Raw genomic sequence first — 14,785 nt, 5'->3', positions numbered from 1 at the left:
ATTTTTAGTGCTACACCGTCTTTATAATATGAGTAAAATATGGGGCATAGTATTATTTTTTCTATTAAGTGTTTGTATCACTTATGCAAATTCCACGGCTAACCCTCCTATAATTTTCCCGAAAGCAGAAATATTAAACCAATACACTACGCGCATTCCTTTTAAACTTGTAGACCATTTGATGGTGTTAGAAGCAGAACTGCAAGGTAAAAAAGGCAACTTCATTATTGATACAGGCTCAGAAGCTTTGATTTTAAATAGTGTTCACTTTGATAACCTTTATGAATTTCAAAAAAAATCAATCAATGCCTCCGGCGTAAGCGAAATTTTAGATCATTCCTATGAAAGGCGAATAGATGAATTTAATTTGAGTAGTTTTAAACTTCAAAATAAAATATCTGATGTTATTGATTTATCGCATATTGAGAAAAGTAAAAAAATCAAATTACTTGGAATTATTGGGTACAGTATTTTAAAGGATTATGAAGTTTTTATCGATTTACATTTAAATCAAATTACCTTAACCAAGGTTGATACAAAAGGCAATAAGCTTACCGACAAAGTGTATTTAGAAAAGATTGTGGATAGTTTAAACTTCAGTTTAAAAAAACATACCATCGTTGTAAACGGTACCATCAATAATCAAAAAGTACGATTGGGTATTGACACTGCAGCTGAGTTTAACCAGATAAATAAGAGTGTAAACAAAAAAGCACTGCGTTATTTTATTCCCAAAAAGCGATTAAAACTAAACGGTGCCAGCGGAAAAACCATTAGGGTTTTGGCAGGGAAATTGCACCGTGTAAGGTTAAGTGATGGTATTTACTTTGGCCCTATGTATACCGTTTTAACCAATCTAGGCCATATGAACGAGGCTTTTGGAGTGCAACTAGATGGTATTTTGGGATATGAGTTTTTTGCACGAAAACGAACCATCATTAATTATAAAAAAGAGAAATTATATTTTATAGATTATCCGTTACCTAAGGAATGAAACTAATAAAATACCATATCGTTTTTATAGTATTCACCTTTATGAGCTTTAGTGTTTTGGGACAAAAAGAGCTAAAGGGTTATAAAATTGAAAATGATACAGTTGTGTTTAGATTTGACGTAAGGGATTATTCCAAATTTACCCATGAACACACAGCACAACGGCTTGAATTCTCAGATTTTGATATAGAAAGTGTTACCGTCTCTGGGGAATTTAACCTGTGGTCTCGCGAAGGCTGGAAAATGCAACGTATAAGTGATTATATTTATGAACTTAGGAAAAGTGTTTCGGATTTTAATGATGCCTTCTCATGGGAATTTAAGTATGTGATAAACAATGCGTATTGGGCAGAACCTTCTAGAAAAGATGCCAATGTTGCAAAAGCAACAAAAAATGGTAAAAAAATAAGAGGTATTTTCAATTTGAAAATGTACACCGCCTACCCTAGCGAAATGGGGAACGCCTATTTTAAACTGAAGGGTTTCAAAGATGCTAAAAAAGTGATTCTTGCCGGTTCATTTAATAAGTGGAACGAGGACTTATTTGAAATGAATAAAACCGATTTTGGTTGGGAACTCACCTTACAAATGAAACCAGACATATACCAGTATCGTTTTATTGTTGATGGAAAGTGGATGGAAGATCCGCACAACCCAAACAAAACGCCCAATGAGTTTCATGAATATAATTCTGTAATCGATATTCAAGAGTATACCACTTTTGCTTTAGTTGGCTATCCTGAAGCTAAGAACGTGATATTGGCAGGTTCCTTTAACAATTGGAGCGAAGACGATTTTAAGATGAAGAAAACCACTGATGGTTGGGTTTACACTATTCCATTATCTGGTGGTAAACATCACTACAAATTTATTGTAGATGGTAAATGGATGACAGATCCTGACAATCCAGTTCGTGAGTATGATGGCGATGGGCATATCAATTCGGTTTATATGGTGAAGTAGCGATTACCCTACCACTTCCAACTTAGCAAAACGCAACAATAGTTTTTTAGTTCCACCAGTTTCAAACTGAATTTCAGCTTTGGTATCCGCACCTTTGCCTTCAATTTTTAAAACTTCACCATTACCAAAACGGATATGTTTTACAATATTGCCAACCACTAATTTACTATCAAACAAATTTGAAGTTCCATTACTTGTTTTGGATACGGGCTTTAAATTTTTGGGTGTAGTAACTTGAAATTTTTTAGGGTCTTTTCTAGACGCTCCTTTTTTGGGTTTAAATTGTTTTGCGGGTTTAAAACGTATTTTATCCGGTGACGCTGTTTTATTGGCGCACATCCTTCGATTACCCTCAGGAATCACATCCCCAAAAATACTAGCATCCAACATGGGATTGTAACGTCGTTCTTCAATTGGTGTAATAATATCTAAATACTGCTCGTCAATTTCCTCAATAAAACGGCTTGGTTCTGCGTCAATTAATTTCCCCCAACGATAGCGTGATAATGCATAAGTTAAATAGGCTTGCTTTTCTGCTCTGGTTAAGGCCACATAAAACAGTCTTCGCTCCTCCTCTAGTTCGCTTCGGGTATTCATACTCATGGCACTTGGGAATAAATCTTCTTCAAGTCCAACAATAAACACATAAGGAAACTCTAACCCTTTGGCTAGATGAATCGTCATTAACGCAACATGGTCACTATCGCCCTTGTCATTGTCTAAATCAGTAGCAAGTGCCACATCTTCTAAAAATTCTGCTAGAGACCCTGTGGCATCAGCAAGTTCTTTTTGGCCTTCAACAAAATCCTTCATACCGTTAAGTAGCTCCTCAATGTTTTCCATTCGGGCTACTCCTTCTGGAGTTCCGTCTTTGTTAAACTCTCTAATTAAACCACTGCTTCTGGTAACGTGTTCTGCCAATTCAAAAACATCAGCAGTTTGATTCATCACTTGATAGCTTTCAATTAGAGTTGCAAAATTATCAAGTTTCGCTTTGGTTCCAGAATTGATTTTAATTTCAATCTTGTCTAAATCCTTGATGACGTCGAAAATGGGTTTATCTAGGCCATTCGCAGCCACAACCAATCTGTCTACAGTTGTTTGACCAATCCCTCTTGGAGGAAAATTAATCACGCGCTTTAATGCTTCTTCATCAGCAGGATTTATAACCAATCGTAAATATGATAAAACGTCTTTTATTTCTTTGCGCTGATAAAAGGATAAGCCGCCATAAATACGATATTTAATATCACGTTTTCTTAATGCATCCTCAATGGCACGAGACTGTGCATTGGTGCGATACAATACAGCAAAGTCGCTATTCGGCAAATGCTCCTGCATTTTGGTTTCAAAAATTGTACTAGCAACGTAGCGCCCTTCATCGCCATCCGTAAGAGAACGATTCACTTTTATTTTTGCACCTTCTTCGTTAGCCGTCCAAACAATCTTTTCAAGCTTCGTTTGGTTTTTGTCAATAATAGAATTGGCTGCATTGACGATATTTTTTGTAGAGCGATAATTCTGCTCTAAACGAAATACCTTTACATCATCATAGTCTTTCTGAAAGTTCAAAATATTATTGATATTCGCTCCGCGGAAGGCATAAATACTTTGGGCATCATCACCTACAACACAAATGTTCTGAAACTTATCAGAAAGTGCTCTTACAATTAAGTATTGTGAGTGATTGGTATCTTGATACTCATCAACCAGAATGTATTTAAATCGGTTTTGATATTTTGCCAATACATCAGGGAAACGTGTTAAAAGCTCATTGGTTTTCAAAAGTAAATCATCAAAATCCATGGCACCGGCTTTAAAGCAACGCTCCACATACTCCTTATAGATATCACCCATTCTAGGTCGTCTTGCCATGGCATCGGCTTCAATCAATTCTGGGTTTTGAAAATAAGCTCTAACTGTAATCAAGCTATTTTTATATGAAGAAATTCTAGATCGAATTTGTTTATACTTGTAAATATCCTTATCCAGACTCATTTCTTTAATAATAGAAGCAATCAATCTATCGGAATCTTGTGTATCGTAAATCGTAAAATTACTAGGGTAGCCCAACCTATCTGCTTCAATACGCAAAATTTTTGCGAATACGGAGTGGAAGGTTCCCATCCATAAATTTTTAGCTTCACTGGCACCAACTATGGAGGCAATACGCTCTTTCATCTCGCGTGCTGCCTTGTTGGTAAACGTTAATGCCAAAATATTAAAAGGGTCTATACCCTTACTCATCATATAAGCAATACGATAGGTAAGCACCCGTGTTTTGCCAGAACCCGCACCTGCAATAACAATCATTGGGCCGTCAATTTGAATTGTTGGCTCTAACTGCGCACTGTTTAGCTGATTTAAATATTCTTCCAAAGTATCTTCTTTTTCAACATGTGAAAATAACCAATGTTTGCTGCATATTACCCTTGAATTATCAATAATTATAAACAATTTGCTTTTATTATATTTTGAATATATTTAAGCATATTTTTCAAGCATAAAACATGGATAACGTTTTAGAGTTTCTATCTAGCATCCCTTGGTGGTTATGGATCATCATTATTCTAGCGCTAATCGCAATTCGCGATATATTTCAAAGAAAACACACTATTATTCACAACTTTCCCTTAGTTGGGCATTTACGCTATTTGTTGGAAAGTATAGGCCCGGAAATGCGCCAATATTTTGTAGCTAATAACAGGGAGGAATTGCCTTTTAACCGTATTGAGCGCGGCTGGGTATACGCTTCTTCTAAAAAGGAAAATAATTATGAGGGGTTTGGTACAGACAGGGATATTTACGAGCACCAGCACATTTTCATTAACAATGCGATGATGCCTTTTCGAATTAAAGAAGATCATCCCCATGCCATTGACAATACATTCTTGCCATGTGCTAAAGTGATAGGCGCCTATAATAAGCGCAAAAAACCTTATAGACCAGCTTCAATTATAAACGTTTCGGCAATGAGCTATGGCTCTCTATCTGCCAAAGCAATTGATTCTTTAAACAAAGGTGTAGCTATGGCCGATGCCTATCATAATACTGGTGAAGGCGGACTATCGCCCTACCACAGTAATGGTGGTGATGTGGTGTTTCACTTTGGCACGGGTTATTTTGGTGTACGTTCTAAACACGGTGGATTCTCCATGGAAAAAATGGTAAAACTAGTTGAAGATAATCCTTTTGTAAGAGCCATTGAAGTAAAACTATCCCAAGGTGCAAAACCCGGAAAAGGCGGTGTACTTCCTGGAAAAAAGATTTCAAAAGAAATTGCCGAGATACGCGGTGTTGAGATAGGTAAGGATGTGTTATCTCCTCCAACCCACAAAGCATTTACCAATGTGCCTGAAATGGTAGATTTTATTGAGTCCATTGCCGAAAACACAGGACTTCCAGTAGGTATCAAAGCCGCTATTGGTAAATTAGACCAATGGGAAGAACTTGCAGATATCATGCTAAAAACGGGAAAAGGGCCTGATTTTATAACTATTGACGGTGGCGAAGGAGGCACTGGTGCAGCACCTCCAAGTTTTGCGGACCATGTATCCTTACCTTGGGTATATGGATTTTCAGACATCTATAGACTTTTTAAGGCCAAAGGATTATGCGAACGTGTAGTGTTTATTGGTAGTGGAAAATTAGGATTTCCTGCTAAAGCAGCTATGGCATTTGCTATGGGTGTAGATTGTATAAACGTGGCGCGTGAAGCCATGTTAAGCATTGGTTGTATTCAAGCACAAATTTGCCATACAAATCGTTGCCCTACAGGAATTGCAACACAGCGTAAATGGTTACAGAACGGTATAGATCCTACACTAAAGTCTGTGCGGCTAGCTCAATATTTTAAGACCTTTAAAAAAGAGCTAATAGAAATTACAAATGCAGCTGGTTATGAACATCCCTGTCAATTTAAAATGAGCGATGTAGAAATGAACGTTGACGACCATAATTTGTCTAAACAATTAGATAAAGCCTACATGTACAATAAAGCACCTGTACCCTTTAAGAGCATGCAACATTTGAGAGATTGTGTATATTTGGGAGGTAAACACAAATCGACCTAAAACCTTAACCATTATGGATTCTAGCAGAATTATAGATTTATTTTTATTCACCATTCCAGGTTTGATTACTGGATTGATCGCCTATTATTTTTTTAAAACCCATACGGCAAATGAAGACGGTCGCAGAAGATTTCTATTGAAGAAAGATTTACAAACTACTTCGCTTCCATTACGCCTACAAGCCTATGAAAGACTTACGTTATTTTTAGAGCGTATTTCCCCAAATAAATTGCTAATTCGAGTTAAACCAATGTCTTCAAATAAAGATGATTACGAAGCTTTATTGATACAAAACATTCAACAGGAAATGGAACACAATTTAGCGCAACAAATTTATGTTAGCGAAAAATGCTGGAGCGTTATCAGTACCGCAAAAGCCGCGACTGTTCAACTTATAAGAAAGGCTAATTTATCTGAAAAAACAGATTCTGCAGATAAACTCCGTGAAGTTATTTTAACCGAAATGATGGAACGTCATTCTCCCAGTGATGCTGCAATTTCAATATTAAAGGAAGAAGTAAGAGAACTTTGGTAAGCTTTACTTATCCAATCGTAATTCGTTAGATTTTGCCTGTTCGCACTTTTGTTTGGCATACTCCCAACCTTGTTGCCACCAAGACGTCATGAGATTTTTATTAAAAATCAATGAGTTTTCGGTAAGCTTTGAAGGCGTATAGTACAAGTTGAGATCAACACCTCTATTTTTCGCTGCCAATTTCCCTATAGTAATATCATTTCGCTCTATTTGATCAGATAAATGTCCAAATAAATTAATAAGCAGTGAAAATGGATTCTTTCCCAAAACCTTATTATATTCCATACTTTCAGATTCCAAAACTATGGCATCCACTTCGGTAGCGCCCCTTAAAATGGCTTCCCTTATTGGTATCACGCACCCTAAGCCACCATCAGCATATTCAAAATCATTTTTTTTAACCAGAGACATAAACGGTATATAATTGCAGGACACCCATATCCAATCACAAAACTCATCGTAGTCATAATCTTTAATCGACTTGTACTCTACCCTGTTTTTAGATAAGTTGGACACTGTAACCACAACATCATCCTTTGTAGTTTTGATATTATCATATTCTGCTTTGGTAAAATGTTTTTTTATATGGCGTCTTAAAGCTTTACTTTCCCCAAAAGTGCGTTTCATTCGTATAAATTGCCATATCGTATTCAAAAAATCAATAGATACAAACTCCCTTTTTCCTTTTTTTCTTATGGTAAAAGGGTTTACACTAAAAATATCCCGTTGCGTCACATTGGTGTAAACATGGTAGATTTTATCGATCTTTCCTGCTGCAAGATGCGGTACGAGCAAACTCCCCGTGGACGTGCCTAAAAACATATCATAGTCTTTACCCTCAACTTCCATTAAGTATTGGGCAACACCACCGGCATAGGCGCCTTTACTTCCTCCTCCTGATATAACTAGGGCTTTCATAAAAACTATTTGAGATAAATATAACGAATAAGAGTACATGTTGAAATCAATGTAAAACAAATATTAGTTTGTATACCCAATACATGGTATTTTATAGAGAAAAATCACTTTATCACGAAATTTTCTGCCCAAGCTAAAAAAGAATCTATATTTTAGGGACTAGCTATTAACCTAACTTTTACTATGCTAAGGAAAACCTTTCTTGTTGCATTATTTTCAATAGTAATAATTGCATCTTTATTTGCTCTAAAAAAAACTCATCCTAAATTTCAATTTACGACAAGTAGCATTTCAATTTTACCTCCAGATGCCACAATTTCTGGAACAACTGAAGTCTGTTTAAATAGCAGTCGCGATCCTGAAATCACTTTCACAGGCTCAGGCGGTAACGCTCCCTACACCTTCACTTACACGATAAATGGCGGAGGGGATTTAACTATTTCGACATTAGGATCGAATAACTCGGTTGATCTGTCTGTGAATACAGGAACTGCTGGAACGTTTATCTACAGGCTAGTTTCTGTTGAAGACAGTACAGGAGGTATGGAATCTGCTACTGGTACGGCTACCATTACTGTCAATGAGCTTCCAACGGTAGATTTTACGTTTGATAATAATTCGGCTTGCTCAGGTACACCAATTAATTTTACACCTTCTGCTGCGGGTAATGGGCCATTTACATATAGCTGGAGTTTTGGTGATGGCGATACATCTTCTAATAATAGTCCATCGCATGTATTTGAGGCTACAGGATGTGGAAACTCAGTTTTTCAGGTTACACTAACTGTTACAGATGATAATGGTTGTACGGCTTCTGTAACAAAACCAATTACGGTAAGGCAAAAACCGCTTTTAGAATTTTTCGATGTTGACAGTAGGTTTGATCCTTTTAATAATTGTGGTAACAACACAACCGATCCTTCCTACACGATAAATGTAGATATTGATAACGTTTCACCATGTATTAGTTCGTATAATGTAGATTGGGGCGATGGTAGTCCTGTAGAAACTGGTGTTACATTTCCTGCTACGCACACCTACACACAACTTGGGTCATTCAATATGGAAATTACAGGTATTGGGACGGATTGTGATAATACAGTAACTTATTTGATTAAAAATTCAAGTAATCCAACAGGAGCCATTGTGAACCCAGGAAATACGGTAAACTTATGTACACCGGTAGACCCTATTGAATTTGCTATTGGTTCGTGGGCTACCAACCCTCCAGATACAAATTATTTTGTTGATTATGGGGATGGCAATACAGAAAGTTACACTCAAGCCCAATTAGAAGCATCGCCTTTTTTTAATGCTGCCGACCCAATTAATTCCCAAGATTTCCCCATTCCGCATACGTACACCGAGACGAGTTGTCCTTTGACTTATACGGTATTTCTTTTCATAACAACATCTTGCGGACAAACCAATTTAACCGCTGGCCCTATTATTATTTTAAGAAGGCCAGAAGTAGATTTTGAAGACCCTCCAACAAGTTGTGTCAACACTCCTGTTTTGTTCGAAAACACTTCATTAGATGGCTATAGCAATAATTGTAGTATAAACGACGGGTACTTTTGGGATTTTGGGGATGGTACAATGTCAACAGACAGAAATCCATCTCACATTTACACCACTCCTGGCACTTACACAGTGTCGCTATATGCTGAAAACTCTTGTGGTGTGACAGACACCGTAACTAAAGATATTTGTATTGAGTCTGATTTAACCGCGGCTTTTACTTTAGATACCACTAACGGGTGTTCTCCATTAAATGTACAAACCACTAATACGACAGATTTAAGTGAAAGCTGTGGCGGAGATTCCTTTTTATGGGAAGTGTCTTATGCTTCTGGTTTTTGTAGTACTGGGGTTGCACAGTGGAACTTCACGAATGGAACAGATGAAAACAGTGCTGCACCTGCGTTTGAATTTATAAGCGCGGGCACATACACGTTAACGCTTACTGCCACAAATACTTGTGATAGTGATATGGTTTCACAAACTATTGAAGTAAAACGTCCACCAACAGTTGCTATTGACGCTATTCCAGATTTTTGTGGAACTGCCTCCATCACACCTGCTGCAAATGTAGATAATTGTGCGCCTGCTTCTGAAACTGTAACTTATAGTTGGAGTTTCCCTGGAGGAACACCGGCAACAGCTACTACCCTGAACCCTGGCACTATTGTATATGCCACTCCTGGAAACTACCAAGTCACTTTTAGTGTAACGTCCAGTTGCGGCACTACTACAGACACTGAAGATTTTGTTATTAATGAAATACCAACTATAACCAATACTAATTTAAGCCAAACGATATGTTCTGGAACAGAAATAACGGAAGTTGTTTTAACATCTGATATCTCAGGAACAACATATACATGGTCTGCTACAGCACCTGTGGGAGTAACAGGGTTTATTGCAAATGGAACGACCAATACCATACCGGTTCAAACTATTTTCAATGCTAACACCACATCAGAAGATGTTACCTATACCATAATACCATCCAACGGTAATTGTGATGGTCCACCTGTAAATTTGGTGATAACAGTTGACCCCGCACCAGAGTTTACAACACAACCCCAGGACGAAACTATATGTTTGAACGGCCCTATTTCACCGCTTACAGTTGTAGTGAATGGCCCAGGAACACCAACGTATCAATGGTATAGCAATACAGTTGACAATACAACTACAGGAACTGCCATTACAGGAGAAACGAATGCCTCATACACACCGCCCAACAATCCCATAGGCGTTACGTATTATTATGTTATTGCATCTTTTACCTCTGGAGCTGGGTGTAATGAGATTGTATCGAATACGGCAAGAATTGAAATTGTACCTAATGTTCAAATAGATACAAACCCTATTGTAACGCAGAGTTTATGTGTTGGTGGTATTGTAAATACCGATTTATCAGTGACGCACTCAGGTGGCACAGGAACTATTACCTACCAATGGTATAGCAATACGGTAAATGCAAACACAGGAGGTACTCTAATAGCTGGAGCTACAAATGCCACCTATACTCCTCCTGCTTTTACAGTTGCGGGCAACTATTATTTTTATGTAGAGATTTCTTCAAGCGGCAGTGGTTGTGCTCCTGTAACAAGTGAAGTTTCTGAAGTTGTAGTTGCAGACGACCCCACGATAACCACACAACCCTTAGCGACCCAGACCTTATGTCAAAGTACTATCCCACAAGATTTGCAAGTTACAGTTTCTGGAGGTATTGGTTCTGGTTACACATACCAATGGTATAGCAATACTGCAAACGCCAATACTGGTGGCACCGCAATTGTTGGAGCGACAAATGCAACGTTTACACCACCAACAAATACCGTTGGAACATTGTATTATTATGTTATTGTTACCGAAAACGAACCCGGTTGTAGTGTTACCAGCGAAGTTTCAGAAGTGAACATAAATCCCGCTCCAAGTTTTACTAATCAACCCATATCCCAAACTATTTGTTTTGGTGAAACTTTTAATACACTTTCGGTCACTTTTGCCAATGGTGTTGGCACACCAACATATCAATGGTATAGTAACACAATTAATGATACCACAACAGGGACAGCAATAGCGGGAGAAACTTCAAATAGCTACACCCCGCCCTCAGGAACGGTTGGAACAGTATATTACTATGCTATCATTACGTTTTCAACCGGTGGCTGTACAGAAATTATTTCTCAGGTTTCAGAACAAACTGTGAATGAAACTCCCAACATCAGCAATAAAACTGCTATAATTTGTAGCGGTAATGCGTTTTCAATAGCTCCAGATAGTTCTGGTGGAGATATTGCGGCTACTGGCACCACTTACACCTGGACAAACCCAGTTATCAATCCCCTAGGAACTATAACTGGCGCATCACAAGAAACTATTCCACAAAATTCAATAAGTCAAACTCTAACCAATACCACAACAAATCCTTCAACTGTTACCTATACAGTTACACCTACTTTGGGCACATGTGTAGGTAATGATTTTGAAATCGTGGTTACGGTAAATCCATCTATAAGCATAACTACGACTCAAAATAATAGTCTTTGCTATTTGGATAACGGCGGGTCTTTAGAGATAGATATTTCAGGTGGTGTTCCGTTTACAAGTGGTGCGCCGTATCAAATAAGTTGGACAGGACCAAATGGTTACACCAGTACCGATGAGGATATTTTCAATCTAGCACCAGGGGATTATACGGTTTCTATTTTAGACGATGGCGGTTGTCCTTTTACGGAAACCTTTGCCATCACAGAGCCTGATGAGTTAGTTTTTAGTGCCATTGATTTTGATCCTGAGACAATTTCATGTTTTCAAGAAGATGATGGCACCATAGGTATTACTATTGCTGGTGGTATTGCACCTTACACGTACAACTGGACTAGAAACGGTGCGCCTTTTAGTAATGATGAAGATTTAAGCAATCTAGCTCCAGGTCTTTATGAAATTACTGTAGTTGATGCCAATAACTGTGCACCTATTATTCAAAGTTTTGATGTGGTTGAACCACCCGAGCTTATTGCAAGTTCAGTAAACCAAGTGGATGTTATCTGTTTTGGGGAAGCTACTGGAGCAATAAATATAAGCATTGCTGGTGGAAGACCTTTTGAAACGTCCCCTGGCGTTTTTGATTACACTTACAATTGGACAGGACCTAACGGATTCGCAAGCACAAACCAAAATTTAACAGGTTTAATCGCAGGAACCTATAATTTAGTTGTTACCGACAGATCGGGATGTACAGATGATTTAGAAGTCATCATCAATCAAACAGATGAAATTATTATCGATTACACCGCTACTGAAATAGAATGTTATGGTGATAATGATGCATCCATTACAATTGACACTATTTCAGGAGGAAATGCGCCATACGATGTAGCTTGGAGCAACTTGGGCTCAGGACTCGCACAAAGCAATTTATCTCCAGGAACTTATGTTATCACCGTTACGGATGCTACCGACTGCGTTAAAGAAGCCACAGTGGTAATTGCAGAACCTCCTATTTTTAGGATTACACCTCAAGTGACTAATGTCTCCTGCTTTGGTGCAAATGATGCTAGAATTATTCTAAATTTGGAAGGCGGCATTGATCCTGTGAATTTAAATTGGGATGACGACCCAACCGCAGGCGTAGAACGTAACAATATTGGCCCAGGAACATATACCGTTACCATAACTGATGGAAAACCCTGTGAGATTACCGAAACTTTTGTAATTACAGAACCAGATGCTTTAAACATTTCGGGTACTAAAACTGATGCTTTAGATTGTGATGATGCCAATACTGGTAACATAAATGTAATTGTTACGGGTGGCACCTTACCGCTTACCTATCAATGGTCAAACGGAGCAACCACCGAAGATTTGAATAATATTCCACCTGGTGAATATACTATCACCGTTACCGATGCCAATAACTGTGAAATCTCAGATACATTTGTGATCAACAGATTTGATCCTTTAGAAGTTGATGTTGAAACAGATACTAATTTTGATTGTGATGCCAAAACCGTAGACCAGTCTTTTATAGCAGTGCCTAAAGGTGGCGTACCTCCTTATCAAATTTCATGGTCTAGTGGAACGGTAAGTGGTATAAATAATGAGATTATGCAGACCGATGTTAATGGTTTGGTCATTATTGATGTTACAGATAGCGCAGGGTGTTCTATTTCATTTTCATATAATATTGAAATTCCAGAATTGGGAGATCCAAATTTTACAGTAAGCTCAGAAGCATTTAATAATTTTGGGTTTTATTCCATAGAAGACCCTATTCAATTCACAAACACATCCACTGGTGATTATGTAAGCATGTCTTGGGATTTTGGCGATGGTAGTTTTTCAACCGAAGAAAATCCAGTTCACACGTATAGCACCGTTGGTACGTATATCGTAACCCAAACTGTCGTATATCCTTTTGACTGCATTTATGTAAGAACCATAACCTTAGACATTCAGAAGGGTTATACTTTAATTGTTCCTAATGCCTTTACACCTAACAATGATACACTAAATGATAACTTCTTGCCATCTCAAATTGCGCTATCAAATATGAAACTCAATATTTACGATACCTGGGGTAGCATGATTTATTCTGAGGAAGATAATGAAAGTATAGAGGGATGGGATGGCACTATAAAAGGTGACCCCGCTGAAAATGGCAACTATTATTATACCTTTTCTGGGAAAACATTCTATGGTAAGAAAATAGAAAGTAAAGGTGTAGTGGTTTTAATAAAATAAGAAATGAAGACAAAATTATATATAACGCTAGTGCTAGTTTGTCTTTGTTTTAAGGCAAATGCTCAAGACCCAATTTTTTCACAATATATGATGGTGCCAGAGAGTTTAAACCCTGCATTTTCAGGTTTTGAACAGGCTACCTATTTTGGGGTGATTCACCGCACGCAATGGCCATATTTAGATTTGCAGGTAGATACCGATTACGCATTTTTAAATACTTGGGTTGAAAACGCAAAGGATGGTATCGGCATGGGATTTAGCTTTTTAAATCAGCGTGAAAACAGTACAAACTATAACCATTTTCAATTTAACGGCAACTTCGCCTACATCATCGGTTTGAATAACGACTGGTATTTTAGACCAGCTGTTGAGGTTGGCTATGGTATGAAATCCTTTAATTTTAGAAACCTACTGCTTTCAGACCAAATAAACATTAATGCAGGAACAGTAAATCCTACTAGTTCAGATCCGTTTGCTATGAATGCCAATAACCGTATTGGTTTTGTAGATTTTACGGCAGGTTTTGTATTTGATAAAAAGAATAGACGTAATGATACCGACTTATGGTTAGGTGCCGCCATTAAGCACTTAAACCAACCCAATATTTCGTTTTTTGATGAAGGGAATGTGCCCTTGGACATCTTTTATACGGTACATGGCAGCTATCGCTTTGCATACTTTGACCATAATGATATGATACTCTCTGCAAACTATATGCAACAAGGGCGTTATAACCGTTTAGATTTGTCGGGAACCATCAAACTAAATAAACTATTTTTAGGAGCTATGGCAGTTACCAATCCTGCAAAAAATAGTGGAAATAGTCATTTGTTGACCTCCGTTAATGCTTTAGTTGGCGTAGAATTAGAACGTTTTAGGTTTGGGTTTTCTTATGATTTCAACACCTCAAATATTGGTAGAACCGATGGGGTTTATGAACTCTCCATTACGTATCTCGCTGATTGTTTGATTTGTAGAAGTCCTGTGAATAATGAGCGTAGAAAGTAAATCTAATCATCTTGTTGTCACCCTGAACTTGTTT

At 37.7% G+C, this 14,785-nt stretch carries 8 protein-coding genes; 6 read left to right on the top strand and 2 right to left on the bottom strand.

Annotated elements, in window-relative coordinates; translation table 11 throughout:
• Positions 1–28: 28 nt before the first annotated feature.
• The gene (locus AC1B0Z_RS02450; RefSeq protein WP_483793961.1) at positions 29–994 is read left to right on the top strand and encodes a retropepsin-like aspartic protease; all 966 of its coding nucleotides are present in this window, start codon (positions 29–31) and stop codon (positions 992–994) included.
• Positions 991–1,956: a glycogen-binding domain-containing protein gene (locus AC1B0Z_RS02445; RefSeq protein WP_483793960.1), complete on the top strand. Its 966-nt coding sequence runs from the start codon at positions 991–993 to the stop codon at positions 1,954–1,956. The genes AC1B0Z_RS02450 and AC1B0Z_RS02445 overlap by 4 nt, the downstream gene beginning before the upstream one ends.
• Before the next feature lie 3 nt (positions 1,957–1,959).
• Here AC1B0Z_RS02445 and AC1B0Z_RS02440 read toward each other — a convergent pair whose 3' ends face one another.
• Entirely contained in the window at positions 1,960–4,335 is a 2,376-nt protein-coding gene (locus AC1B0Z_RS02440) for an ATP-dependent helicase (RefSeq protein ID WP_483795229.1), read from the bottom strand.
• A 131-nt stretch (positions 4,336–4,466) separates the two neighbouring features.
• On the opposite strand from AC1B0Z_RS02440, the gene AC1B0Z_RS02435 reads away from it, so the two are divergent.
• Together AC1B0Z_RS02435 and AC1B0Z_RS02430 are read left to right on the top strand one after the other, a co-directional pair.
• On the top strand, positions 4,467–6,029 hold the full coding sequence (locus AC1B0Z_RS02435) for an FMN-binding glutamate synthase family protein (protein WP_483793959.1): 1,563 nt from the start codon (positions 4,467–4,469) through the stop codon (positions 6,027–6,029).
• Positions 6,030–6,042: 13 nt separating this feature from the next.
• Positions 6,043–6,564, top strand: a complete 522-nt coding sequence (locus AC1B0Z_RS02430; RefSeq protein ID WP_483793958.1) for a DUF7935 family protein — start codon at positions 6,043–6,045, stop codon at positions 6,562–6,564.
• A 3-nt stretch (positions 6,565–6,567) separates the two neighbouring features.
• On the opposite strand, the gene AC1B0Z_RS02425 is transcribed toward AC1B0Z_RS02430, so the two are convergent.
• Complete coding sequence (locus tag AC1B0Z_RS02425) at positions 6,568–7,482, bottom strand: patatin-like phospholipase family protein (protein ID WP_483793957.1); 915 nt, start codon at positions 7,480–7,482, stop codon at positions 6,568–6,570.
• 183 nt (positions 7,483–7,665) lie between these two features.
• Between AC1B0Z_RS02425 and AC1B0Z_RS02420 the strand changes: the two genes are divergently transcribed.
• Positions 7,666–13,743, top strand: coding sequence for a PKD domain-containing protein (locus AC1B0Z_RS02420; RefSeq protein ID WP_483793956.1), 6,078 nt, complete (start codon positions 7,666–7,668; stop codon positions 13,741–13,743).
• A gap of 3 nt (positions 13,744–13,746) precedes the next feature.
• Positions 13,747–14,751 (top strand): PorP/SprF family type IX secretion system membrane protein, encoded by a 1,005-nt coding sequence (locus AC1B0Z_RS02415; protein WP_483793955.1) that lies wholly within the window; start codon positions 13,747–13,749, stop codon positions 14,749–14,751.
• Positions 14,752–14,785: the final 34 nt, after the last annotated feature.

The sequence above is a fragment of the Hyunsoonleella sp. J2K-J805 genome (assembly GCF_057167125.1).
The sequence above is the reverse complement of the archived record's forward strand: the minus strand, read 5'-3'. Positions and strand labels throughout refer to the sequence as shown.

What these genes read in the sequence shown, in the direction of transcription:
- AC1B0Z_RS02425 (WP_483793957.1), bottom strand. Translation starts at nt 7,482, where the DNA reads ATGAAAGCCCTAGTTATATCAGGAGGAGGAAGTAAAGGCGCCTATGCC.
- AC1B0Z_RS02415 (WP_483793955.1), top strand. Translation starts at nt 13,747, where the DNA reads ATGAAGACAAAATTATATATAACGCTAGTGCTAGTTTGTCTTTGTTTT.
- AC1B0Z_RS02445 (WP_483793960.1), top strand. Translation starts at nt 991, where the DNA reads ATGAAACTAATAAAATACCATATCGTTTTTATAGTATTCACCTTTATG.
- AC1B0Z_RS02420 (WP_483793956.1), top strand. Translation starts at nt 7,666, where the DNA reads ATGCTAAGGAAAACCTTTCTTGTTGCATTATTTTCAATAGTAATAATT.
- AC1B0Z_RS02430 (WP_483793958.1), top strand. Translation starts at nt 6,043, where the DNA reads ATGGATTCTAGCAGAATTATAGATTTATTTTTATTCACCATTCCAGGT.
- AC1B0Z_RS02450 (WP_483793961.1), top strand. Translation starts at nt 29, where the DNA reads ATGAGTAAAATATGGGGCATAGTATTATTTTTTCTATTAAGTGTTTGT.
- AC1B0Z_RS02435 (WP_483793959.1), top strand. Translation starts at nt 4,467, where the DNA reads ATGGATAACGTTTTAGAGTTTCTATCTAGCATCCCTTGGTGGTTATGG.